Source organism: Paenibacillus sp. alder61, from assembly GCF_020179875.1.
Classification (GTDB): Bacteria; Bacillota; Bacilli; order Paenibacillales; family Paenibacillaceae; genus Fontibacillus; species Fontibacillus faecis.
Map to the genome: position 1 here is coordinate 93116 of NZ_JAIUDG010000009.1, position 25695 is coordinate 118810.

The 25695-nt window shown below is 55.8% G+C and carries 14 protein-coding genes; 8 read left to right on the forward strand and 6 right to left on the reverse strand.

Features of this window, described 5'->3' with window-relative positions:
• Positions 1 to 62: 62 nt before the first annotated feature.
• Genes LBW89_RS11300 through LBW89_RS11310 form a run of 3 tightly spaced genes read right to left on the reverse strand, consistent with a single transcriptional unit; the run spans position 63 to position 4554 of the window.
• Entirely contained in the window at positions 63 to 710 is a 648-nt protein-coding gene (locus LBW89_RS11300) for a DUF1266 domain-containing protein (RefSeq protein ID WP_148451319.1), read from the reverse strand.
• On the reverse strand, positions 701 to 2854 hold the full coding sequence (locus LBW89_RS11305) for a J domain-containing protein (protein WP_148451320.1): 2154 nt from the start codon (positions 2852 to 2854) through the stop codon (positions 701 to 703). Before LBW89_RS11305 ends, LBW89_RS11300 begins: the two co-directional genes overlap by 10 nt.
• Entirely contained in the window at positions 2854 to 4554 is a 1701-nt protein-coding gene (locus LBW89_RS11310; protein WP_148451321.1) for a molecular chaperone HscC, read from the reverse strand. Before LBW89_RS11310 ends, LBW89_RS11305 begins: the two co-directional genes overlap by 1 nt.
• Before the next feature lie 182 nt (positions 4555 to 4736).
• On the opposite strand from LBW89_RS11310, the gene LBW89_RS11315 reads away from it, so the two are divergent.
• Positions 4737 to 5639, forward strand: coding sequence for a hypothetical protein (locus tag LBW89_RS11315; RefSeq protein WP_148451322.1), 903 nt, complete (start codon positions 4737 to 4739; stop codon positions 5637 to 5639).
• A gap of 87 nt (positions 5640 to 5726) precedes the next feature.
• A complete protein-coding gene (locus LBW89_RS11320) occupies positions 5727 to 6293 on the forward strand; it encodes a spore coat protein (protein ID WP_148451323.1) in 567 nt (188 codons plus the stop codon).
• A gap of 61 nt (positions 6294 to 6354) precedes the next feature.
• On the opposite strand, the gene LBW89_RS11325 is transcribed toward LBW89_RS11320, so the two are convergent.
• Positions 6355 to 7233: a helix-turn-helix transcriptional regulator gene (locus tag LBW89_RS11325; protein WP_148451324.1), complete on the reverse strand. Its 879-nt coding sequence runs from the start codon at positions 7231 to 7233 to the stop codon at positions 6355 to 6357.
• Between the two features lie 132 nt (positions 7234 to 7365).
• Here LBW89_RS11325 and LBW89_RS11330 point away from each other — a divergent pair, with 132 nt between their 5' ends.
• Positions 7366 to 9339, forward strand: coding sequence for a glycoside hydrolase family 127 protein (locus LBW89_RS11330; protein WP_148451325.1), 1974 nt, complete (start codon positions 7366 to 7368; stop codon positions 9337 to 9339).
• Between the two features lie 527 nt (positions 9340 to 9866).
• Here the strand turns inward: LBW89_RS11330 and LBW89_RS11335 are convergent.
• Positions 9867 to 11141, reverse strand: coding sequence for an MFS transporter (locus LBW89_RS11335; protein ID WP_148451326.1), 1275 nt, complete (start codon positions 11139 to 11141; stop codon positions 9867 to 9869).
• Positions 11142 to 11438: 297 nt separating this feature from the next.
• On the opposite strand from LBW89_RS11335, the gene LBW89_RS11340 reads away from it, so the two are divergent.
• The 3 genes from LBW89_RS11340 to LBW89_RS11350 all read left to right on the forward strand — a co-directional run bounded on the left by LBW89_RS11340 (position 11439) and on the right by LBW89_RS11350 (position 22744).
• The gene (locus tag LBW89_RS11340; protein WP_148451327.1) at positions 11439 to 18962 is read left to right on the forward strand and encodes a WIAG-tail domain; all 7524 of its coding nucleotides are present in this window, start codon (positions 11439 to 11441) and stop codon (positions 18960 to 18962) included.
• A gap of 274 nt (positions 18963 to 19236) precedes the next feature.
• Positions 19237 to 21696, forward strand: coding sequence for a transglutaminase-like domain-containing protein (locus LBW89_RS27710; protein ID WP_148451328.1), 2460 nt, complete (start codon positions 19237 to 19239; stop codon positions 21694 to 21696).
• A gap of 85 nt (positions 21697 to 21781) precedes the next feature.
• Positions 21782 to 22744: a 3'-5' exoribonuclease YhaM family protein gene (locus LBW89_RS11350; protein ID WP_148451329.1), complete on the forward strand. Its 963-nt coding sequence runs from the start codon at positions 21782 to 21784 to the stop codon at positions 22742 to 22744.
• A gap of 103 nt (positions 22745 to 22847) precedes the next feature.
• On the opposite strand, the gene LBW89_RS11355 is transcribed toward LBW89_RS11350, so the two are convergent.
• Positions 22848 to 23189, reverse strand: coding sequence for a cupin domain-containing protein (locus LBW89_RS11355; RefSeq protein ID WP_148451330.1), 342 nt, complete (start codon positions 23187 to 23189; stop codon positions 22848 to 22850).
• 237 nt (positions 23190 to 23426) lie between these two features.
• On the opposite strand from LBW89_RS11355, the gene LBW89_RS11360 reads away from it, so the two are divergent.
• Both LBW89_RS11360 and LBW89_RS11365 read left to right on the forward strand, forming a co-directional pair.
• Positions 23427 to 23861, forward strand: coding sequence for a MarR family winged helix-turn-helix transcriptional regulator (locus tag LBW89_RS11360; protein WP_225039195.1), 435 nt, complete (start codon positions 23427 to 23429; stop codon positions 23859 to 23861).
• A 23-nt stretch (positions 23862 to 23884) separates the two neighbouring features.
• Entirely contained in the window at positions 23885 to 25534 is a 1650-nt protein-coding gene (locus LBW89_RS11365) for an MDR family MFS transporter (protein ID WP_148451331.1), read from the forward strand.
• The last annotated feature ends 161 nt before the right edge of the window (positions 25535 to 25695 follow it).

Sequence of the window (25695 nt, forward strand, 5' to 3'; positions counted from 1 at the left end):
CAAGCGGCGCCCTTTGTCCGTCATGGACCGGAAGGGCGCCGCTTTGTCGTTGGCGGGCGAAATTAGGCATTTAATTCGTTCCAATGAAGTGAACGCGGCGAGTTCTGTTCATCCGCCTGCTGCCGCAGAAACGCATAGTGCCTGCCGCCCAACTCGCTGATGCGTTCAGGCTGGGCGAGGACAAAGTAAATCCCGGCGATGCAGGCCTGAAAATATTCGTGCCAGCTGCGGTATTTGGCGTACGCGATTTTGAAGAGCTTGTCGCGGAATACGTCGGCTTCGCCCCGGATTTGGAAACCGACTTTGGATGCCGAAACAAACAGGGTCAGATACAGTGCATAGTCAAAGGCGGCGATGCCCGAAAAGGTGAGGGTCTCCATATACGGACCGGCGTGAATCATCCGGTTCTTGAGCGGATCGGTTTCCGGCAGGCTGCGAATATAGGCACGGCGCGTGCTCTCCGGCAGACCGGAAAGGGTGTGCGCCGCCCGATTGAAGTCCTCCCGGTATCCCGTATACAGGAGCCACTTCAGCTTTTCCGTACAACGGTAGGATTCATCGGCGCCCCAAAAATCGAGCCAATCATGATGAAAATAACGGGAGGATCTCGCAAAATGGCGGAAGTTTCCGATCCCCGCATCATGAAACGGATCGGATATAAACAGGGGAGCGGTCATTTTCTCGATGAGGGCACGTTTTTTTAAAACCATATTCTTCGCCTCACACTTCTTCCGTATTCGAGGTATCCGAGGATCAGGCTGCGTAGTCCGATAATTACGCAAATCGCGATCGCCATCATGCAATGCCAGATGCTGTCCGCCCCCCTCGGATTCCGGATTTCAATAACCCGGGGGATCCAATCCGGCCCAAGCTCCTGGTCTTCCGCCGTGAACCAGCTCAGCACCCCGGAAATAGCCGCCCCGGCGCTTCCCCAACTCAGAGGCTCCGCGTATTCCCGCGAACCGGAGGCTTCTCTGATCAGGACTTCCGCCAGGGAGTCTCGCAATTTCCCCGGACCGAGCGTATCGATATACCCCGCCACCTTAACTGTCCTTTCTTCATTCTCGCTCAAAAGAGGCTTCGAGACCACGGCGAGTTGTTTTCCTTCGAAATTCGCCTGGTATACCCGAGCATCCGCCGATCCGTATTTCTCGGGATTAAGAAAAGCGTAATTCGCGTCCTGGTAGGCGACGACTTCCTCATCCCTCAAGGTTAGGAATGTATATTTTCCCAACTCAAGATCCCGCAGATCGGTCAGTTCCAGAGAGACCAAGGTGCCGGACTCCATGTCCTCCAATTGATGAAGGCTGGATACAGGAACGGGTGCCCCGGTGACGCTATCGGATTTGGAATATATAAAAAGCCCAACAATAAGCAGCAAGCAGACGAGGACCACCAAAGCATGGTTTCTGATTTTCCGGTTTTGAGTCCAGGCTGTTTTCCGCGGCTCGGGCCGTTTTTTGGCGGCGGGGGGTTGACTGGCGAACGCGGCGGCTTGTCCGTACAGCGCTTCATAGGTATGCAGCGCTTCTCCCTCTCGGCCCAGATGCATCAGCGATTGAGCCAGCAGCAGCTTGCTTCCCGTATGTCCCGGCCAACGGGCAAGAATGAACCTGCATATATCCTCGGCTTCGGCGAACCGACCGCTAAAGAATAAGGTGCGGGCTTTTTGAACATAGCCGTCGGATTCCTCCGGCGCCAATTCGATCCGGCGCTCAAACCGGGCCAGGGCGTGACGATCCTCGCCTACCCGAAGTTCGTATTCCCCAAGCAGAAGGAGCAGATCGGGATCGTCCGGGAAAAGGGCGTACGCTTGCTGGAGCGCTCTTCCCGCGGTTTCCAACCGATTCTCGGCCAAGGCTTGTTGTCCCTTATCGCGGTAATCCAGATACAGATCCATGTTGAGAATTTCGGCCGACAACAGCGGCTCGTATCGGAGTCCGGGGGTTCGCAGCTGCCTGATATAATAGGCCGTAAAAGAAGGGTCCTGAGAAGGCTCGAATCCGTTCGTCGCATCCCCCTCGTTCAGCATCTCTTCGAGGCCGAACGAGGCCTCCAGGAGCTCCCAAATTTCCGTCGGAAGGAACCGCCGCTCAGCCAAGAACGCCGGCAGTTGAACGGCGATTTCCCGCTTAAACCTCATATTCCACATCACATCGGAATTCAACAGTTCAAGCCATTCCCCTCTGGAAATGCGCGCAGGAAAATAATCGTAAATTTCCGCCGCCCGCTGCATAAATTCGGCCACGGTATGGCAGTTCCGAATATAGGGAAGCCGGTCTTCGTTCTCGATTTCCGGAAACGCCCGGTCTCTTAAGCCGCCGCCTTGTTCCTGCTCGTTCACCGTATCCAGAGGAAGCGGAGGGAGCGGAAGCCTGGGCGGAGGAACCAGGACGGACCCTCCCGGTTCTTCCGGATCTTGGTCGCTGTCCGGGGGAAAGAAGGTCCGGCGGTTCCAGCCTGTCGTTTCCCGCTCGGACGGATCATCCGCAGGGATCAGCGGCGGTATGCGGACGGGTGGGACCAGCGGGCTTTTTCCGGGTTCTTCTTCGGTATGTACATCGGGTTCGTAAACCACGCGGAGGAGTTTCGGACCCCCCTTCTCAGGGGGGGCCTCCGCAGGGATTCCGGCAAACCCTCCGTTTGCCGGCTCGCCGCTAAACTCGGATTCGCTTTTGGCGGCGGATTCCTTTCTTTTGGCATAGGCTAATGCCGCATCGAAGGCTTCCCGCAGCGCTTGATAGCCAGCGGGGTCATCTTCCGGGTGGTGAAGTTTCAACTGAGCGGCGTATGCGCGTTTGATGGCTTTTACGTCCGTGGTCGGGCTAATTTTCAGCCACTTCCAAAAGCTCATTAAAACTCCGTCCACCTTTCAAGCGAATCCAGCTTCTGCTTGAACAGGGCGGCTTGTTTCTTGATCTCTTGCTCGTTTTGGGAGGCGAGTACGCGTTCGAATTCAAGGATAAGGTCAGCGATATATTCCCGTCTTTCATGAAGGGCTTCTTCGTATAGCCGTTCCCCTCGCGCCAGCAGCAGGCGGTTTTCGCTGCGGTCGCGGGGGTGGATTTTCAAATGCTTCAGTTCCTCAAGCCGGGCCTGGATTTGTTCCGGGGAATATTGGCCCGGATTCTTCTCGATGATCATCGTTTTCTTCTCGCCGGTTTTGACCGTGGTGACCTCGACCTCCAGCACGCCGTTAATATCGTAGGTGTAGCGAAGATCGATGCTTTGCTCACCGGCCGGAGCCATCGGAATTTGAATGGTCAGATCGCCCAGGTGCACATTGTTTTCGACCCGCCGGCTTTCCCCTTGATAAATGCCGACGGTAATCGCGGACTGGTTATCATGAACGGTATAAAGGCGATCCACTTTGCTGACCGGAATCGGAGTGTTCCGTTCAATAATCGGAAGAAAATAGCCGTCTTCGATCCGGCCGCCGTCAAACCGCTTAATAATGTCCGTGCCCAGCGTGAACGGGCAGACATCGGTCAAGATCATCTCCTGCAAGCTGGCGTCGCGGTCTTTCAGCGCGACCTGAATCGCCGCGCCCAAAGCGACAGCTTCGTCGGGATTGATATTGGAGTAAGGCAGGCGGCCGAACATTTTGCTAACTACGGACTTAATTATCGGCATCCGGGTGGCTCCCCCGATGAGGATGACCGCGTCCAAATCTTTCGGCGCCAGCGAAGCGTCGCGCAAGGCCCGTTCTATCGGATTGCGCAGCCGAAGCAGAAGCTGGCCCGCCAGCTGTTCGTACTGGTTCCGGTCGAGGGTCAGCCGGTAGGTCTTGTCCCCTTCGGTAAAGACCATCTCGCCGGTATTGCCGTTGCCCAGGGCGATTTTGCATGTTTCCGCCTGTTTAAACAGGGCCGACCGGGCTTTGCCCGACAAATTCACAAAGTCGATGCCCTGATTCTCCACAAAGTAGGATAACAGAATGTCGGTGAAATCCTCGCCGCCCAAATAATTGTCTCCGGCGATGGATTGGACCTGCATGACGCCTTCGAACAATTCGAGAATCGATACGTCAAATGTGCCTCCGCCCAGGTCAAACACAAGGAACCGGGTATCCGCCTCCTGCTGATGAAGTCCGTAGGAAACCGCAGCGGCGGTAGGTTCGCTGATCAGACGCTCCACGTGAAGACCGGCCAGCGCCGCGGCCCGGAGCGTCGCTTTGCGCTGAGTGTCGTTGAAATAAGCCGGAACGCTGATGACGGCCTCTTCGATCTCTTCATTTAAATAGGCTTCGGCGTCCGCCTTCAAAGACCGGAGTATAAAGGAAGACAGGTCTTCGGGAGAAAAAGAATATTTGCCGATCTGGTACTGCTTGTCCGTCCCCATGTAGCGCTTAAAGGTCGAAGCGGTCAAGTGCGGATGCGTGATGCTTCTCTCCTTGGCGATCTGCCCTACCAGAATTTCGTCGTTGTCGTCCAAGCTGACGACGGATGGCGTAAGATGGGAACCCAACGAATTGGGAATGATCACCGGACCGTTTTCGGTCCAATGGGCCACCAAGCTGTTGGAGGTTCCGAGGTCGATTCCGATTTTTGCCATAATGTACCTCGCTTCACTGATAAGTTTTCATTTTAATTATCGGTCTGAAAGTAAGAAATTGTAACGATACTCTCCTCGCGCATTTCTCATTATAAACTGTTACACAAGTGGTGAACATTTCCAAGGGGCGATTTGAAACATTTCCATTGATTTTTCGTTCAGTATTTATGGAGGTGTTACTATTGATCAGACATAAGAAATGGCTCATTTCCGCCCTAGTGGCCGTACTCGCACTTTCGCTGGCCGCCTGCAGCGGAAAGAACAACGCCCCGGAGAAGACCGCTCCGCCCGCGAATCAAGCCGACACAGACCATGCGGAACCAAATCGGAACGACTCGGAGACATCAATGGAAGCGAAGCAGGGAAAAGGGGTCTGGGTTGGCCTGATCGACAATCATTCCGCCGAAATCCAGGTGGATGGGAGCCCGGAAGCCTTCCAATTGAATCAGGATGTACAGGAACTGGCCGCCGGATTAAAGCCGGAGGAGTCCGTCGAATTTGAATATGTGGAGGAAAAGGTTGAGGGAGACGATTCCCTGATCCAGAAGACGATCACCAAACTGGCCAAAACGGGCGGGGAAAATCCGTCCAAGTCCGGCTCCGCCGGGCAAGCCTCCGCGGGGGATTTGCCGGCCGAGCGCACCATTGAGGTCGAACTTGAGGGCATGAAGGAGGGACGAACCGCCAAGCTGGTTGAAGGCAGTGACTATGCCTTATACGCTTTTGACGGCTTTACCTTCGATGCTAAGGAGAACAAGTTAAAGATGGATTACGACAACGATTATTTCGTCGAAATCGTCAAGCTGCCGTCCGATTACAGCCTGGACCAAATTACGGCGGAGGCCAAACAAGAAATGGCCGAAACCGGCAAGGTCGAAGAGCGGAAAGGCGAACAAATCCATGCTTCCATGCGGGACGCGTCGCTGTTTCTGGTTGCCGGCGGCGAGAAGGTAACCAAGGAGTACATCCTTAAAGAAGTGGACGGCCAAGGGTATGTGTTCAAAATAAACATGCCGCACGGCGAAGCTTCGGAGGGCTTTGGCCCGCTGGCCTTCGCTTCGCTGAATACGATTGTGAACCGGTAGGGCTTTTCTAAGAATATTTCGTCAAGGGGTTGGGACACTATACGAGGATGAAGCTATCCTAATCCCAGGACGAAAGGAAGAAAACCATTGCTTCTAGGCGCTCATGAAGCCCATGAACTCAACGAACTCCTGCTCGGCTGCACCAATTCCATCCAAAGTATGGCCTTGTTTCTAAACCAGGCGCAGGATCCGGAACTTCGGGAGATGATTTCCCGCCATTACGCCGTCCATGTTCAGGATTACAATATGAAAGTGGAGTTTGCGACGAACCGGCACGGTTCCCGGGACCAACTGAACGTACCGCAATTGACGATGACACCGGGCATGCCTACCCCCGGAACTTACACCCCGGTCCAGCCTCAAGTCAAGTTGACGGGCCTGGACGACAGGGGGATTGCGACTTCGTACCTGTTGACCCTGAAGCGGAGCGGACGGGAGTATGCCTGGTCCGCCTTCGAATGCTCGACGGTTCAATTGAGAGTCTTTCTGGAGGACGCGTTCCGGATGTGTTCTCATCAGGCTTATGAGGTATGGAACTATATGGTTCGTAAAGGCTGGTACATGATGGCCACGGCTCCGGACCAAACTTTGCAGACCATGGGCCAAATGTATCGCGAGGTGCCTTATCACGAGCCGATGAGTGTGTATCGTTAACAGACGGTTTATGCCGCAAAAACGGCCCGTTCTTTCCAAGTGAAAGGGCGGGCCGTTTTTTTTATTGGGAGTACTGTTTGCGGAACTTTTGCGGTGAACAGCCGTTCTTAATCGTAAACCGGTTGGAGAAATAAGGAGCATGCCGGAACCCGACATACTTGGCGATTTCGGACACCGGCCATTCGGTTTTCAGCAGCAGCAGTTTGGCCTGCTCCAAACGGTAGTGCAGCAAATATTCATGCGGGGTCATGCCGTAAACCTGCTTTAGGCACCGCGTTATGTAGTTATAGTGAAAATGAAGGGCTTCGGACAAGGTTTCGCCGGTAATTTCGGAACGATAGTGGTTTTTGATATACGCCTCCGTCTGTTCGGCCACAGTGACGACGGGAGAGGCATACTGCTCCAGTTGGCGTAAGTCCATCATGCGGACCAGTTCGTCGAACGTCTGTTGACCGGACCAATAAGCGCTCGATTGACGCTCGGTCGTATAGGCAAGCAGCTTGTCCATTAAGCGGTAGGTTTGAGCGGGATAAGGCAGATGCCAGTGCTTCGGGAGCTGAATGGAATAAGGCGCCGTCCCGTAGATCCGGATATGCTCCTCAGGCTGATAGAGAGCCGGCAAGCTTCCCGCGGCCGATTCCTGCCAGGGACATACGGTTTGGAAATGAAGCCAGTAGAAGGAGCAGCGGTCTTCGCAAGGTTTGAACCCGTAATGGTAGCGGTCCGGCAGCAGCAGCAGCGTTTCCCCCGGCCCCAGCTCCCAGCGTTTCTCTTCCTCCCCAATAAACAGGGTCCCTTGCTCCACCAAAAGCAGGTCGAATACGCCGAGATTTTTCCGGTTCGGATGCTGGTCTCCAGCGGCGTAGACCGTATGACCGCATTCCAGAAAATAGGGAGCGGGCGGGGCCGGAATATGAACGATATCGGCGGCTTTGATCATCGGGTCTCTCCTCCTTGGTTTGTGTGAAATATTATAAACAACAGGTTGGAAGCGCTTATATTATTTATTAAATATATAAGCTAGAATGAAATCTGTCAGTATGATTTTTCGATAAAAGGAGGAGTCTCCAAGATGGTCAAAAGCGCGAATACGGCTTACGCGGCTCGAGTGCCGCTGCATCAGGTGCACATTCAGGATGAATTTTGGAGTTACTATATTAATCTGGTACGGGATGTCGTGGTCCCCTATCAGTGGGACGCCTTGAACGACCGGGTCAACAGTGCGGAACCGAGCGGAGCCGTACGGAATTTTAAAATAGCGGCGGGGCTGGAGCAGGGCGATTTTTATGGGATGGTCTTTCAGGACAGCGATATCGCCAAATGGCTGGAAGCGGTAGCTTATTTGCTGGAATCGAAACCCGATCCGGCATTGGAGGACATCGCCGACGGTTTGATCGATATCATCGCGATGGCTCAACAGGAGGACGGCTATCTCAACACCTATTTCACGATCAAGGAGCCGGGGCAGCGCTGGACCAACCTGGCGGAGTGCCATGAGCTGTACTGTGCCGGTCATATGATCGAAGCGGGCGTAGCTTACTACCGGGCCACCGGAAAAAGAAAGCTGCTCGACGTCGTCAGCCGCTTCGCCGATCATATCGACAGCGTGTTCGGCACCGATCCGGGGAAGCTGGCGGGGTACGACGGCCACCAGGAGATCGAGCTCGCTTTGATCAAGCTGTATCAGGCGACGGGGAATGAGCGCTATCTGCGGCTCGGCCGTTATTTTGTGGATCAGCGGGGACAGAAGCCGAGCTTCTATGCCATTCAGCTGGAGGAGCGCGGAGGCAAGACCCACTGGCCGGGCAATGTGGCGCTGGATTTGGAATACAGCCAGTCCCATGTCCCGGTGCGGGAACAGGATAAAGCGATCGGGCACGCCGTCCGCCTGCTCTACATGCTGACCGGCATGGCCGATGTCGCCGCCGAAACGGGTGACGACAGCCTGTTTGCCGCGTGCCGGCGCCTGTGGGACAACATCGTCACCCGGCAGATGTACATCACGGGCGGCGTGGGCTCCATGCCGCAGGGCGAAGCCTTCTCCTTCGACTACGATTTGCCGAACGATACGGTCTATGCGGAGACCTGCGCCTCTATCGGCCTGATCTTTTTCGCCCAACGGATGCTGCGGATCTCGCCGGAAGCGCCGTTTGCCGACGTGATGGAACGCGCCTTGTACAATACGGTGGTTGGGGGCATGTCCCGGGACGGGAAGCACTTCTTCTACGTCAACCCGCTGGAAGTGGACCCTAAAGCGTGCGGAGGGGCCAACCGCAAGTACGACCATATCAAACCGGTACGCCAGGAATGGTTCGGGTGCGCCTGCTGCCCTCCGAATGTCGCCCGCTTGTTGGCCTCCTTGGGCGAGTATATTTATACCGTGCACGAAGGCACCCTATATACTCATCTTTATATCGGCGGCGAGGCGCAGTTGGAAGTAGGCGGCGGTAAAGTGAAGTTGAAGCAGGCGTCGAATTATCCGTGGGACGGCAAGATTCGGCTGGAAGTAGAGCCGGATGGGGCAGCGGGATCGTTCGCGCTGGCGTTGCGGATTCCGGGCTGGTGCAAGCGCGCGTCGCTCAAACTCAACGGTTCGGCCTATCCGCTGAACGATCAAACCGTCGTAAACGGGTATGTGCGGATCGAGCGGGAATGGGCGGCCGGCGATGTTGTGGAGCTGGATCTGGAAATGCCGGTGCAGCGGATTTACAGCCATCCGCTGGTCCGCGCGAACGCCGGAAAAGTCGCGCTGCAAAGAGGCCCGCTCGTCTACTGCCTCGAGGAGGCCGACAACGGCGCCAACCTGCACGAGATCGTGCTGCCTCGCGAGGCGGAGCTTACGGCGGTTCGGGAGGAACAGCTTCTCGGCGGCGTGGTCACCGTTCGGTCCGAGGCCGAGAAGCTTCGCGAAGAGGATTGGACGAACGGGCTCTACAGCCCGGAAGCCGTCCCAGGGACGAAGCCGCACCCGGTGAAGTTCATCCCGTACTACGCCTGGGCCAACCGGGGCGAAGGCGAAATGACCGTGTGGGTCAGAGAGCGTTAACAGAGCGAATAGGTGAAGGAAACAGGCCCGATTGCCGCCCGAGTGTGCGGCGGTCGGGCATTTTTGCGTTTTGGCGGTCGGCATGGCGGGGTGTGGATGCTGAACGAGCGGTAGCCTGAGACCTTTTGACAGCCGGACGGGAGGATAAGGGCTTTTTGAGGCGTTATTTTGTCGAATTTGTCCCTTCGGTGAGAAATAGCGGTCATTTGGGGCCTTATTTTAGGGAAAAGCGGGCCGAAACCTGATTTTTGGACCCGTATCAGTGAAATAAGGTCCTTTTTGGCCGCTATTTTTCCCTAAAACGCAAATTGGGTCGAAATAACGGCCCAAAACGCCGCTATTATAGCCGGCGGCAAGAGAGATTGCGAATAGGCGGCACCAGGTCAGGTTTCATGCAACGCCAGTGCCCAAAAGGCACCTACCTATCGCAGAGGGCGGCTAGGGGAATTTCAAGGCGTCGGATTTGGTCCGCCCGGCCGAGGCGAAATGTCCGATTGAGGCAATATAGAGAGTGGTCAGTCTACAGACTATTGTAATCCCCGCAAGCGGGTCCGCAGCAATACCAGCAGTACGACGAGATTCCAAACGGCGCAGCCTAGAAAAACGACCGCCGAGCCGTACCAGGCAATGATCCATCCGGAAGCATACACGGCAATCGGCATGCCGACCCGGAACAAAGTGCCGGTAATGCCCGCGATCCGGCCCATTAACGGAGCCGGGGTTTGCTCCTGCCGAAAGGAGTAAACGCAGACACTGTGGACGGTCGAGCCCAGCCCGGTCAAAAACAAGGCGATTAAGAATACCGGCAGTCCGTCGGTAAGGAATAACAGCAGATAACCTGCGCCGCTGATAAGGATGGACGCGGCGTACAGTTTGCCGAGACCGAGGCGCAGGCGCATTTTTCCCATGAAGAGACTGGCCGCAAGTCCCCCCACTCCGGCTGCCGACAGGACGACGGCCAACCCCGAGGAAGACAGCTTCAATTCATCTTTGGCGAAAAAAATCACGGTCGTGTTGACCACGGTCGAGCTGCAATTCAGAAAGATGACGAAGACGGTCATCATCCACAGTGGGGTGTTACTTTTGAAGGCGGTCCAGCCTTCCGTAAACGCCTTGGCCAAGCTGGGCCGCGTTCCGCCATCGGCATGCTTCTCTTCCAGGCGGAGCCGGGTGAACAGAAGCATGCACAAGCCGTAACAGCCCGCGGTGATCAGCAGCCCGTCGGAAATGTCCGGCAGCAGCAGGATCATGGCCGACAACGCCGGCCCCATGATGCCGACGAGCGTTTCGGCAAAGGATAATTTGGCGTTTGCCGAGGTAAGCCGGTGCGTAGGTACGGTCAGCTTGGTCAGGCTGGTCTGGGCGTTGAAGTAACCGTAATTGAACGTCATCAGCAAAAAGCCGATCGTGTAATACAGCGGCAGCACATGGGTGCCCGAGCGGAAAAACAGAACGAATCCGATCAGAAGCAACGCCTGAAGACCGATCATCCAGAGTACCCAGCGCTTTTTGTCGACACGGTCCACCAGTACGCCGATGAACAACGCGAAGAAGAAATTCGGCAGCAATTCGGCGGTTTTCATACTGGACATCGCCACGGAGGAATGCGTGATGTCATACATCATCAACGGTAATATGATTTCATACAGCTTACTGCCGAATGACAAAAGCAGCACGCTGCAAAGAATCACGAGAAAAGGGCGGCTGGACTCTAGCCTGTTGGATACGTTTAGCGAGGACGAAGTGTGGCCTAGCGATTCGGCCGGCTCAGTTTGTAAAGCGGGATTAAAGTCGTTATTCATGCGGCTACCTCCAACAATCAAATCAATTAAACTTGTTCCATTGTAGCTCCCGGGACCGGCGAGAAAAATGGAAGGTTTGGCGCGTTGGATTTCCACTTTTACCGAAGATGAATTGTAAAGCGATCGGAGGGGGAGTGAAAGCGATGGATAGATCCGCGTGTAAAGCTGCTGATCTTCGCGGTTCTGTCACCTTTGCGATTACGCCGAATGGACGTTTCTTTTTTTCTTACGGGTGGGCGTGAGTTGCTGTGACAAGGGCCCAGTCTTCCGCATATGATGCCTAAGACGATCATCATTGTGGCAAAGGGGAGGACGGCTCTGAAAAAGCGAATCAAAACCACGAGAACCGGTAGCAGAGCGAGAAAGTCGCTCTATTTCGTAGATAACCCGGATATTGACGAGTTAATGATGTTGGAGGAAACCGAGGTCAGAAAGGAGGAAGTTACGAACGAGCCAACGCGGGAGATGAAAATTCACCAAACGATCTACGCTCCTCCGCAACCTCCGGTGAAGGAGGTTTTTGTAGAGGAACAAGCGTCAAAGGGTAATTCCGACAAAGAAGCGGATTTTTTGACTGAGGAGCGGGAAGAGCAATTGGAAGTCATATTAGCTGAAAAAAAAGCTACGGCTTCCTCAAAAGGAATTATCTATACGGATGATATCACGGAATACGCCGTAACCGGAGACAAAATCGCGCCCTATACGATCGACGCCACCAAGCTGAAATTCGGTACGGTCGGTTCGGCATGGATTGCCGATTATTCGGTGCTCGGCAGCAAAATCGCCGACGGTGCGGTCAGCGGGTCCAAAATAGCGCCTTTGGCCATCCGCGGCGATCATTTGGTTGACGGAGCGGTGGAAGGACGGAACATCCGTGACCGTTCCATCAGCGGCAGCAAATTGGAAGACGGAAGCGTCACTGTAGATAAGCTGGCCGACGGGATCATTAATGGCAATAAACTGGCGGACGGCTCCATAGAGAGCCGCCACTTAAGCGAATGGATCGTCACGACCGATCTGCTTCAGGACCAGGCGGTGACCTCCGAAAAAATCTGCAGCGGTTCCGTCAAATCCATCCATCTGGAGAACGGAGCGGTCGACAATTCGAAACTGGGCGATTTCTCCGTGACGTCTTCCAAGCTCCGCGACGGGGCTGTGACGGGTGACAAGTTGCAGGCAGGCTCCATAGAAAGCCGCCATTTGGCCGAGAACGCCATTACGGTTCAACATCTGGCTCCGGGCATGATCGGCCGCGAACATTTGGGGCCTTCAAGCGTGGGGGCCGAGCAGCTAAGCGAAGACAGCGTCAAATCCGGACATTTGGCGGACCGGAGCATTGAAGCCCGGCATCTATCCCCGGGGGCGGTGCACGCCGAACATCTTCAGCCGGGCAGCATCGGGGAGCGGCAAATCGGCAAAGGCGAGATTCATGGAAGACATTTGGCCGACAAAAGCATCCAGTCCACGAAACTGGCGGATCAATCCATAGGAACGTCGCAATTGGTGGATCAGGCGGTAACCTCTTCCAAAATAACGGATCAGAGCATTCTGCCGAGCAAAATCGCCGATGAAGCCGTGCAGACCCGACATCTCGCCAAGTCCGCCGTTCACGGCCCGCAGCTTGCTCCCGAGTCGGTAACGACGCTCCATTTGACTCCCGGTTCGGTAAACGGGGAAAAAGTCGCCTTCGAAGCGATACAGGGCTGGCATTTGGCGGCCGGAACCGTAACGGGAGATAAAATAGCGCCAGCCGCGATTTCCGAAGGGCTGCTCGCCGCCGATTCGGTGACCGGACGGCATTTGCAGACGGGCAGCATAACCGGCGCCAAACTAACGGACGGCGCCATTACCGAGAGCAAGCTGGCCGACGGCTCGGTCAGCAGCCGGGCGATCGGCCAGGAACAGGTAACTTCCGGGCATATCCGGTCGGAGGCCATCCATAGATCGCATCTGGCGGATCGCAGCATTGACGGAAGCGCGCTTCAGGAAGGGAGCATTCGGGAAGAGCATCTTGGAGACGGGACGATATTTTCCCGGCATTTGCAGGACTTCGCGGTGACTTCCTTAAAGCTTTCTCCCGAAAGCGTAACGACCGACAAGCTGAACGACCTGGCCGTGACGGCTCCCAAATTGGCCGACGGGAGCATCACCGCTTCAAAAATCGCTTCCGGGGCTTTGGAATCACGGCACTTGTCACCGGGTGCGGTGCAGGCCGAAAGTTTGGCCGACGCTGTTGTGAAAGTTAGGCACTTGGACGCCAACGCCGTGGGATCGGGGCAGATTCAACCGGCGGCGGTTCAGGAGTTTCATTTGGCCGAGGCTTCCATTTCCGAACGGGTGCTGCAAAATGAGTCCGTCACCGCAGCCAAATTGGCGGCGGGATCGGTTCGCCCCGAGCATTTGGAAGAAAGCAGCGTTTCTGGCGCTCACCTGGCGACCGGTGCGGTGGAATCCCGTCATATCGGAAACGGGGAGATCACCAAGGAACATTTGTCCGAGGGGCTGAAGCAGGAAGGGGTTCTGCCGGAGAACGGCATCGGCGGGGCGGATCTCCAGCCGTCTTCCATTCAACGAGCCCATCTGCAGAAGGGGATTGTCGACGGGGAAGTCCTCCAGGAACAGGCGGTGGGTCCGGCCCATCTTCGTCCCGATACCGTGCAAAGCCACCACTTGGCGGAGGCGGCTATCCTTGGGGAGCATCTCGCCGAGGGCGCGGTGAATGCGCGTCATGTGGCCGACGGAAGCATCGATGGCCGCTTGCTTGGAGAACAGGTCGTGACCGGCCGGCATCTGCAAACCCATGCCGTCGCTATCGACCATTTGGCCCCCGAGCTGCAGGAGAACGGTCTGCTCCCCGTTGGCGGGATCGGCAGCGACGATCTTCAGGCCGGCTCGATTCGCAAATCCCATTTGCAAAAGGGCAGTGTGGACGGGACGATTTTGCAAAATGAATCCGTGGGCGCGCTGCATTTGAAATTGCAGGCGGTGCAGTGCTATCACATTATGGATGAAGCGGTGCAAAGCCAGCATGTGTCGTCGGGAAACATCCATTCCCACCACTTGGCGAAAGGGATTATCGATGCCGTTCATATCGCCGAAGATGCGGTGCAATCGGGGCATATCGGTGAGAACGCGGTTTCGTTCCGGCAATTATCGGCCGAATTACAGCGGGACGGTCTGCTGCCTGCATCGGGAATCGGCGGAGAGCAAATCCAAGCGGGCTCGATCGGTCCGCATCATCTCCAGCCGGGGACGGTGAACGCCGAGACGCTTGGAGCCGGAGCGGTAGGCCCGTACCACCTGCAAGCCGATGCCGTTTACGGGCATCATCTGACGGCGGGCTCGGTCCAGGAACATCATATCGGGAATGGTGCGGTGCATCGTCAGCACCTGTCGGCGGAACTGGTTGAAGCGGGCCATTTGGCCGACGAAGCGGTGCAATCGCGGCATATCTCTCCCGGCAGCGTGGAAACCTGGCAGTTGTCGGCGGAATTGCAGCGGGACGGTCTGCTGCCGCAGGCGGGGATCGGCGGAGAACAATTGCAAGCGGGCTCGATCGGTCCGCATCATCTCCAACCGGGAGCGGTAACCTCCGCGACGCTCGGTGCCGAGGCGGTAGGTCCGGACCATCTGCAAGCCAATGCCGTTTACGGCCATCATCTGTCGGCAGGCTCGGTGCGTGAACAGCAGCTCGGGAACGGCGCCGTCCAGCGTCAACACCTGTCGGCGGAAGCGGTTGAAGCGGGCCATCTGGCCGACGAAGCGGTACAAACGCGGCATATTTCTCCCGGCAGCGTGGAAACCCGGCATTTATCGGCCGAACTGCAGCGGGACGGTCTACTGCCGTCGTCAGGGATCGGAGGAGACCAACTGCAAGCGGGATTGATCAGCCCGCACCATCTTCAACCCGGAGCGGTAACTTCGGTGACGATCGGTGTCGAGGCTGTGGGCCCGGACCACCTGCAAGCCAACGCCGTGTACGGCCGTCATTTGACGGCGGGCTCCGTGCAGGAGCAGCACATCGGGGACGGTGCGGTGCAGCGTAAGCATCTGTCGGCGGAATCGGTGGACTCCGGCCATCTGGCGGATGAAGCGGTGCAGACGCGGCACATCGCTCCAAACAGCGTGGAGTCATGGCAGTTGTCGGCGGAATTGCAGCGGGACGGCTTGCTGCCGCAGGAGGGCATCGGCGGAGAGCAAATCCAAGCGGGCTCGATCGGTTCGCATCATCTCGAGCCGGGAGCTGTCAACGCGGAACTGCTTGGTGCCAAAGCGGTAGGTCCGGACCACCTGCAAGCCAACGCTATATATAGCCGCCATTTGACGGCCGGATCAATCGGTTCGCATCATCTCCAACCAGGAGCTGTCAACGCGGAGTTGCTTGGTGCCGAGTCGGTAGGCCCGGACCACCTGCAAGCTAACGCCGTGTACGGCCGCCATTTGACGGCGGGCTCCGTGCAGGAGCAGCATATCGGGGACGGTGCGGTGCAGCGCCAGCATCTGTCGGCCGAATCGGTGGACTCCGGCCACCTGGCGGATGAAGCGGTGCAGACGCGGCACATCGCTCCAAACAGCGTGGAGTCCTGGCAGTTGTCGGCCGAGTTGCAGCGTGACGGCTTGCTGCCGCAGGAGGGAATCGACGGAGAGCAATTGAAGGCGGGCTCGATCGGCTCGCATCATCTCCAGCCGGGAGTTGTCAACGCGGAGTTGCTTGGTGCCGAGTCGGTAGGCCCGGACCACCTGCAGAGAAGCGCCGTGTACGGCCGCCATCTGACGGCGGGCTCCGTGCAGGAGCAGCATATCGGGGACGGTGCGGTGCAGCGTAAGCATCTGTCGGCTGAATCGGTGGACTCCGGCCATCTGGCGGATGAAGCTGTTCAGACGCGGCACATCGCTCCAAACAGCGTGGAGTCCTGGCAGTTGTCGGCGGAATTGCAGCGGGACGGTCTGCTGCCGCAGGAGGGAATCGGCGGGGAGCAAATCCAAGCGGGTTCGATCGGTTCGCATCATCTTCAGCCGGGAGCGTTGAATGCGGAGCTGCTTGGTAACGAGTCGGTAGGCTCGGACCACCTGCAATCCAACGCTGTGAATGGGCGTCATCTGTCGATGGGCTCGGTGCAGGAACACCATATCGGGGACGGCGCGGTGCAGCGCCAGCATCTGTCGGCGGAATCGGTAGACTCCGGCCATCTGGCGGATGAAGCGGTGCAGACGCGGCACATTGCTCCAAACAGTGTGGAGTCCTGGCAGTTGTCCGCCGAATTGCAGCGAGACGGCTTGCTGCCGCAGGAGGGAATCGACGGAGAGCAATTGAAGGCGGGCTCGATCGGTCCGCATCATCTCCAGCCGGGAGCTGTCAACGCGAAGTTGCTTGGTGCCGAGTCGGTAGGCCCGGACCACCTGCAAGCCAACGCCGTGTACAGCCGCCATTTGACGGCGGGCTTGGTGCAGGAGCAGCATATCGGGAATGGTGCGGTGCAGCGTAAGCACCTGTCGGCGGAAGCAGTGGACTCCGGTCATCTGGCGGATGAAGCGGTGCAGACGCGGCACATCGCTCCAAACAGTGTGGAGTCCTGGCATCTGTCGGCCGAATTGCAGCGGGACGGCTTGCTGCCACAGGATGGAATCGGCGGAGAGCAATTGAAGGCGGGCTCGATCGGCTCGCACCATCTCCAGCCGGGAGTTGTCAACGCGGAGTTGCTTGGTGCCGAGTCGGTAGGCCCGGACCACCTGCAAACCAACGCCGTTTATAGCCGTCATTTGACGGCAGGCTCGATCGGTTCGCATCATCTCCAGCCGGGAGCCGTCAATGCCGAGTTGCTTGGTGCCGAGTCGGTAGGCCCGGACCACCTGCAAGCTAACGCCGTGAACAGCCGTCATCTGTCGATGGGCTCGGTACGGGAGCAGCATATCGGGAACGGCGCGGTGCGGCGTCAGCACCTGTCGGCGGAATCAGTGGACTCCGGTCATCTGGCGGATGAAGCTGTTCAGACGCGGCACATTGCTCCAAACAGTGTGGAATCATGGCAGCTGTCCGCCGAATTGCAGCGGGACGGTCTGCTGCCGCAGGAGGGAATCGGCGGAGAGCAGCTACAGGCGGGCTCGATCGGCTCGCATCATCTCCAGCCGGGAGCCGTCAATGCCGAGTTGCTTGATGCCGGGTCGGTAGGTCCGGACCACCTGCAAGCCAACGCCGTATATAGCCGTCATTTGACGGCCGGATCAATCGGCTCGCATCATCTCCAGCCGGGAGCCGTCAATGCCGAGTTGCTTGATGCCGAGTCGGTAGGTCCGGACCACCTGCAAGCCAACGCCGTATATAGCCGCCATTTGACGGCCGGATCAATCGGCTCGCATCATCTCCAGCCGGGAACTGTCAACGCGGAGTTGCTTGGTGCCGAGGCTGTAGGCCCGGACCACCTGCAAGCCAACGCCGTGAACAGCCGCCATTTGACGGCGGGCTCCGTGCAGGAGCAGCATATCGGGAACGGTGCGGTGCAGCGTAAGCACCTGTCGGCTGAATCAGTGGACTCCGGTCATCTGGCGGATGAAGCTGTACAGACGCGGCACATCGCTCCAAACAGCGTGGAATCATGGCAGTTGTCCGCCGAGTTGCAGCGTGACGGTCTGCTGCCTCAGGAGGGAATCGGCGGAGAGCAGCTGAAGGAGGGCTCGATCGGCTCGCATCATCTCCAGCCGGGAGCCGTCAATGCGGAGTTGCTTGGTGCCGGGGCTGTAGGCCAGGACCACCTGCAAGCTAATGCCGTGAACAGCCGTCATCTGTCGATAGGCTCCGTGCGGGAGCAGCATATCGGGAACGGTGCGGTGCAGCGTCAACACCTGTCGGCGGAATCGGTGGACTCTGGCCATCTGGCCGAAGAATCGGTTCAGACGCGGCACATTGCTCCAAACAGCGTGGAGTCATGGCAGTTGTCCGCCGAATTGCAGCGTGATGGTCTGCTGCCGCAGGATGGAATTGGCGGGGAGCAATTGAAGGAGGGCTCGATCGGCTCGCATCATTTCCAGCCGGGAGCTGTCAATAGCGAGACGCTTGGCGAAGACGCGGTAGGATCGATCCATTTACAGAGAAACGCCGTATACAGCCGCCATTTGACGGCGGGCTCGGTGCAGGAGCAGCATATCGGGGACGGTGCGGTACAGCGACAACACTTGTCGGCGGAATCGGTGGACTCCGGCCATCTGGCGGAAGAATCGGTACAGACGCGGCACATCGCTCCAAACAGTGTGGAGTCATGGCAGCTATCGGCCGAATTGCAGCGGGACGGCTTGCTGCCGCAGGAGGGGCTAAGCGGTGGAGATTTACAACCCGGCTCGATCGGGAGCGGTCATTTACAGGCTGGGGCAGTGACGACCGAAAAGCTTGCTTCCGATGCTGTAGGCAATAGCCATCTTCAAGCCAATGCCGTAGACAGCCGGCACCTCTCAGAGGGAGCCGTCCTTGAAGAGCACCTGGGCGAGGCGTCGGTCGGCGCGGGGAAAATTCAGCCCGGCGCGGTCCGGCCCGAGCATTTGAGCTTTACTCCCGTTCAAGCCCCTTCCGGGCATCCGACACTTCAGCAGTTCGGCATGTGTCCGTTCTTGCTTTCCAGAAACGAGACTTCCGCCGATGTTACCGTCATGTTTGAGGAGCCTTATCCCAATGAACATTATGTGCTTGTCGCGATGACCAATCAACCCGCTTATTATGTCACCATAAAGGAACAGTCCCGGGAATTGGCGGTGGTGGAGATCTCGAGGTTGAAAGAAAGCCACTTTAATTACGGTTACATCACATGGATTGCAATTGGCTCATTAGATTAACACGAACAAGGAACAGGGCGGCCGCGCCGGGAACTCCGCGCGGCCGCCTTACGTTTCAAAAGAAATTAGGTCTTAAGAACCAGTCGCAAGGATGGTGGAATTGTCCCGCCTCGCTATTTAGATGCGGTCGCGGGATGAAACGGGCGGGTAACGTTCCTGTCGAATCGGATAGGAGTCTGTCGAAAACGACAAAATTAGAGCCGTTCAGATTATATACAGTATTTCCCTTTCTTTTGTATAATAACTTTATTACATATAGAGCGGGGGGAGCGACGTGCATGGGCTCGCCTGGAGAAAACTAGGGTTTGTCATTCTGTGCTGCTGGATTCTGGCCGGTTGTCAGTGGGCGGATCGAATGGCGGAGGATCTCGTAAGGGAGACCGCGGCGATCCTTCAGCCAATCAAGGAGAAAGCGAATGCCCCGGAAACCAAACCGGAACAAAGTACGCAGGAGACTAGACCCGAACCCAAAAGGAATGCCGATTCCGAAGCGGCGCCGATAACCGGAAATTTAACGGTTGCCGATTTAAAGAACAAATACAGCAGCGCCCACGCCGAGATTCGAGGGCCTGCGTCTTTGGCTCGGGTGGAACCCGACGAACACTTTTACATAACGTTCAAAACTTTCTTCGGAGAAGAGCTGCGCCCCGAAGATATCGTATCCGTACATACCGATCCGAAGGTTCTTCCCGAGAGCAGGGTCGATTACCGGGCCGAATTTGCGGAGGAAGCAAACTCCGGTTCCAGGGTCGTACTGTCCCCGTCCCTATACGGTGTTTTGACCTCAAATTATACGTATCGGGCCGGCGAAAATATGTGGGGAAACGCCCCCAAATACTATATCCGCATTAATTACGACATGAACTCGGCCAAGCCTGTTCACCTGGATTCGCCGATCGTTGTTCCCTTTACGGTGAAGTCGGCGCTGCCCGCGCCGAAGGTTGCCGCTCAGATTGACGGGGAAGGGCGATTAAAGCTGACCTGGAACCCGGTGGAAGGAGCTGAGGTCTATCATATCTACAACGATATGGCCGGTCTGGCCGGCGAAGGGAAGAAACAGCTTCCCAAAACCGGTGCCGAGGAAGGGTTTAAAGATAACTATCCGATTTTAATCGGAGTCACGACGCATACCGAATTTGATGATTTTATGATGGATGGCAAAGGAGGGTTGAGTTACTTCTCCTCCAGGGATAGGGTTTCTTCCCAAAACTTAATGGTGAGCGGAAACTATTACGTGACGGCCGTCAGAGGGAAAAGCGAATCCAACTTCAGCGAAACGGTTCAAACGTACCCGCTGCTGGAGAAGCTTCCGTCCCGATTGACCAAGGAGGCCTCGAACCGGTTGTTGGGCTTCCGGAGTCTGGACGATCTGCCGGAAAAGGTGGACGTCGAGAATGTGGATGGAAGTGTGACAAGCCGAAGAATCGTCTACGATACGGCGCGGCTGTCATCCCCGGATGAAGGAGAGGCCTCCGACCGTTTGTATTACAGAGTTTTGGGAACGGCCTTAAGAGGCTGGTTGAGCTTTTACGACCGCCCGACGGATCGGGAAATCCGGATGTTGGAGAGTCGGCAGGAAAGTGTTCCCGAAGCGGAATTGGAGGCGTTCCTTCTGGACGACGAGACGTCTTCGGAGCCTCAAATCGAAGTCAAGACTTGGAAGGAACGGTTTCCCGAGGAGAATAAAGGCACGACCGAACGCAAACGTTGGGATCGTCAGCTCGTTCCGGATCCGCCCATCCTGAAGCAAGTGAATATTCACGCGGATTCGGCCCTGGAAGAGTACCTGGCCAGATTCATGATCGACGGCCAACGAAAAATACCGCTTCGCGCTTTTCCCGAAGCCGAGGATGAGGACCAGCTCTTCGATGCGCTGAATAAAGTGTATTATCAAAACCCGATGATTCTCGGCGTCAAAAGTTACAGATACAGCTATTTCAGCGAATCCCTTATCGTGAATTACCATGATTCGCAGCGGACGATCAAGGAGAAACAAGCCGAAACGCTGAAGGCGGCAAGACTCATTTTGTCTTCTATGATCAAGGAAGGGATGACCGATGAAGACAAACGGTTGGCCATCTACGATTATTTGAACGACAATGCCGTTTACGACGACGAAGCTTACAAAAATTCGAAAGCTCACGATTTTGAATATGTCGATGATCAATTCTCCGACGCTTATACCCCCTACGGCGTTTTGGTCAAGCAGAAGGGGGTCTGCATGAGCTACGCTTATGCCTTCAAGCTGCTTGGAGATTTGGCTGGCTTGGAAAGCATCGTCGTTACCGGGACGCTGGACGATATCCCCCATGCCTGGAACAAAGTCCGCATCGGCGAGGACTGGCTGAATGTCGATGCGACAAACGGCGCCACGAATGCGGGGGTACCTTATTTTTTGTATAATGCCAGTGATCAATTGGCCGAAAAGCTGAAGTTTCATTTCGACGAGGACTATGTTTTGGACAGCGAGTTGAGCGATTACGCCGGCAAATCAAACTCCCGGGATTATTATGTCTCCCATGGCCTTGAAGCCAAAACGCTGGCGGAGTTCAAAAAGAAACTGGCCGCCGGTTTGCAGCGGGGGGACGAAGTTATTTCGCTCCGTGTCGCCTCCAATCTGGATGAAGATGACTTGATGGAGGCCGCCTCGGATACGTTTTATCAAATTTCGCCGGAACTCGCGGAGTCTGCGGATTACTACGAAATGGAGAATTATGTGGTGATTTATCCATAGTAGATGCGTCCACCCGGGAGCCAAGCATGTCATCCGCTTCTTGCCGTAGTATAATGAAACTATCATTGCTATGGAGGAATCTAGTGTGACATTGATCAGGCAACTGGGGAATCAGGATGAGTTTGTCGGGTTTTACCTGCTGAAATCGCTGGAAATCAAACAGACGAACAGCACGCCGCCCAAGGATTATCTGGATATGATGCTATGCGACGCCAGCGGGGAGCTGCCGGCCAAACTGTGGGATGCGTCCCCGACCGATAAGGAAACCTTCTTTCCGATGGGGCTCGTCAAGGTGAAAGGATTGGTACAGACCTACCGGGACAAACTGCAGGTGAAAATATTGCAAATTCGCCCGGCCAAGGCCGAAGACGGGGTGAAATTGACGGATTTTATCCGCTCCGCGCCGATTTCGTCGGAGGAGCTGGTACAGACAATCAGGAACGTCGTCAACGGGATTGCCGATGACGAAATCCGGGAAGTCGTGCGTTTTTGCGTGGGAAAGGTGGAGGAGAAACTGGAGCATGCTCCGGCGGCCAAGACCCACCACCACGCTTATTTCGGCGGCTTGGCCTATCACATGGTGCGGATGCTGGAGCTCGGCGATTTTCTGTGTAACCAGCGCCCGTTTTTAAACGCCGACCTGTTGAAGGCCGGCATCATCCTGCATGATATCGCCAAGCCGGAAGAGATGGTGGCGCAGCTCGGCATCGTGTCGGAATACAGCGTCCAGGGCAGGCTGGTCGGGCATATCGCCATGGCCTCGAATTGGATTACCGAGGCCGCCGTCCGGCTCGGAATCGGACTGGAGTCGCCCAAAGTGCTCAGCCTTCAGCATTTGGTGCTGTCGCACCACAACCTGGGTGAATGGGGGAGCCCGGTTCAGCCGCAAATGGCCGAAGCGGTGGCCCTGCATTTTATCGACGCGATCGATGCAAAGCTGCAGATGGTGGAGGATGCGTTAAATACGACACCGGAAACGGAAGAATGGACGCCGTTGATCCGCGGGCTTGAGAACAAGGCCGTGTACCGGACCAAACTCCAGGGTTAAATTCACCGCACTTATACGTTGAATCGACATAAGGCTGCCGCACGGGAGGATGATCCACCGGTGCGGCAGCCTTTTTATCATGATCGAAAAGTCGGGGCCGAAGTTAGATATTTTGGGCGTAACGGGGCTCGGGAACTTTGGTCAGAATGACATACAGCGAGGATGGTTCACTGCCCGAATTGGTATACGAAAACATCTCTTCCCCCGCCAAGTGTACGATTTCCCCTTTCGCCAATTCGGATTCGACGCCGTCCACGGTCACCGTTCCGTCTCCCGCAAGACCGAGAAGGTAGACGTCCGTCCCGGGGTGCCGATGAGCGGGCAACTGCTGCCCTGGCAGGAAGTTCAAAACAAATACCACGCTTTCGCCCTTTTGAAAAGCGATTCGCTTCGTAAATCTCCCCTCCTGATAATCCTGCAGGCTAGCCAATGATTTTTTCTCCATGTGAATCCCTCCTTGCCTTTATCCTACCTGTCCAGGGAAGAGCAAACCTTGATTCAAATCAATTTTCTTCACAATTGTTGCTTGACGAAGTGCGGAGTTCCATGTATATTAATAAATGCTTTTTAATATTTTACTGCTTATTATTTAAATTGTATAACTATTAAGAGATGAATTAATACAATAGAGAAAGGAGCTGTGGGAAATCAAGGAATGGATAAATAATGGAGGGGTACCGGGGTGGAAAAAGAAGACTTGCTCGAAGTAACGACGATGTTCAGAACTTTGATCAGGGGCATTACCCAAGAATGGAACAAACGCGGGGGTGAGTACAACCTCAGCTTTCCGCAGTTTAAAATGCTGCACATGTTAAGCCGAAGCGGCCCGCAAAGGGTTTCGACCATTGCCGAAAAGCTGGGGCTTACCTCGGCGGCCATTACGGGGCTGACCGATCGACTGGTGTCCGAAGGATATGTGCTAAGGGCCAGGGACGATAGCGACCGGAGAGTCGTTTATATAACCGTAACCGAGTTGGGTAAGGAGATTGTAGACCAAGTGATCCAAGGGCAGGAAGAATCGAACCGGACGATATTCAGTACGCTGGACGACGGGGACATTCAGCATTTGAAGCGGATTTTTTCGCGGATGATTGCCTATTTGGAAAAAGAGAACTAAGAACCAAGAGGTGGAGAGACAGTATGGAGCACTTATCATTAAAACGCAAAATAACCATTATGATCGCCATTATGGCGGCCATGTTTTTTGCGGCGATCAATCAAACGATTACGAGCACGGCGATGCCGCGCATTATTTCCATTCTCGACGGAATGGATTACTACACCTGGACGATCAATATTTACTTGCTGACTTCGACCATCGCGACCGTCCTGGTCGGCAAACTGTCCGATATTTTTGGACGCAAGCCGTTTATCTTAATCGGTATTTTGCTGTTTATGGCAGGCGCCTTTCTAACGGGGACGTCTTCCGATGTATTTCAGTTTATCGCTTACCGCGGGATCCAAGGGATCGGCGCCGGGATCATCCAATCCACCGCGTTTACGGCGGTCGGAGACCTGTTCGCCCCTCGCGAACGCGGGAAATGGATGGGCTTGATGACCGCGATCTTCGGTTTTTCCAGTGTGGTTGGCCCGACGCTCGGCGGTTATCTGGTCGATCATCTGGATTGGCATTGGCTGTTCTGGATTTTCCTGCCGCTCGGGGTCGTCGCGTTTATCATGATTCTTACTTTGTTTCCAAAAGTGGAACGCAAGCAGGGGGAAGGGATCGATTATCTGGGTTCCCTGTTTATGACGACGACGATCGTACCGCTGCTTCTGGCCTTTTCCTGGGCCGGAACCCAATATGAGTGGGGCTCCGCGCAAATTCTCGGCTTATTGGCCGCGACGGTTGTCTCGGCGGTCATCTTCGTGATCATCGAGCTGAAATCGAAAAACCCGATTTTGCCGATGCATCTGTTTAAAAACGATGTCGTCACGATTTCCAACCTGATCGGTTTCATTATGAACTTCGGGATGATGGGTGCGCTGATTTACATTTCCTTCTTCGTGCAAGGCGTTATGGGAATTACTCCGACATATGCCGGTTACGTGACGATGCCGATGAGTATTTTTATGGTTATTATGAGTGCTTTGACCGGACAATGGATCGCAAAGCAAGGCAAGTACAAAAAATTTGCCCTGATCGGCGTTCCGGTAATGATTCTCGGTATGGCGCTGATGGTCATTATGAACAGCATTTGGCTCGCGGTGCTCAGCATGGTTATCTTCGGGATCGGTTTGGGCCTGGGGATGCCGGTCTTCTCGCTGGCTACGCAAAATGCGGTTCCGCATAAGGAACTTGGGGTTGTAACGGCCTCCTCCCAGTTGTTCCGCAACTTGGGGGGGACGATCGGGATCGCCGTGATGGGGACGGTCATGTCCAACAGTTTGAAGGGCAACCTGAAAAACGCGCTCCAGTCCGACAGCGCCCCGGATTTCAGCAAGATGGATCCGGAGATGGCCAAACAGCTTACCGCTTTTGCCAATCCGCAAACATTGATGAACAAGCCGCTGATCGAGCAGACGCAGGCCGGCCTGCCTGGGGATGTACAGCCATTGTTCGCGCAAATGATCGCCGGAATTCGGGATGCGCTGGGCGACACGCTGTCCGTCGTATTCCTGACGGGGACGCTGGTCCTGGTTGTCGCCTTCGTGCTGGTCTTCTTCCTGAGGGAACTTCCGCTGCGGACGTCAAATCAGGCTTCGCCTGAAGCCGGCGGGGATGCGAAAACCGTGTCGGGAGCGAAAGGAGCGGGCGCTTCTTCCAAAACGGCCGGCGTAAAAGCTTAAATAAGCAATTTCATCAGAGAGCAGGGTGGCTGTAAAGTGCCATGCTGCTCTTTTTCTATATTGAAATGAAAACAAATTGATTTTACAGAAAATTTACATAGATCGTTCTGCCAAGAGATGGTATAATCAATTTCCTGCGGATTAAGCCGAAATATTGCAAA

Bases quoted from the DNA above. Each gene is read 5' to 3' on its own strand.
- LBW89_RS11300 (WP_148451319.1), bottom strand. From the start codon at position 710: ATGGTTTTAAAAAAACGTGCCCTCATCGAGAAAATGACCGCTCCCCTG.
- LBW89_RS11305 (WP_148451320.1), bottom strand. From the start codon at position 2,854: ATGAGCTTTTGGAAGTGGCTGAAAATTAGCCCGACCACGGACGTAAAA.
- LBW89_RS11310 (WP_148451321.1), bottom strand. From the start codon at position 4,554: ATGGCAAAAATCGGAATCGACCTCGGAACCTCCAACAGCTTGGTGGCC.
- LBW89_RS11325 (WP_148451324.1), bottom strand. From the start codon at position 7,233: ATGATCAAAGCCGCCGATATCGTTCATATTCCGGCCCCGCCCGCTCCC.
- LBW89_RS11330 (WP_148451325.1), top strand. From the start codon at position 7,366: ATGGTCAAAAGCGCGAATACGGCTTACGCGGCTCGAGTGCCGCTGCAT.
- LBW89_RS11335 (WP_148451326.1), bottom strand. From the start codon at position 11,141: ATGAATAACGACTTTAATCCCGCTTTACAAACTGAGCCGGCCGAATCG.
- LBW89_RS11355 (WP_148451330.1), bottom strand. From the start codon at position 23,189: ATGGAGAAAAAATCATTGGCTAGCCTGCAGGATTATCAGGAGGGGAGA.
- LBW89_RS11365 (WP_148451331.1), top strand. From the start codon at position 23,885: ATGGAGCACTTATCATTAAAACGCAAAATAACCATTATGATCGCCATT.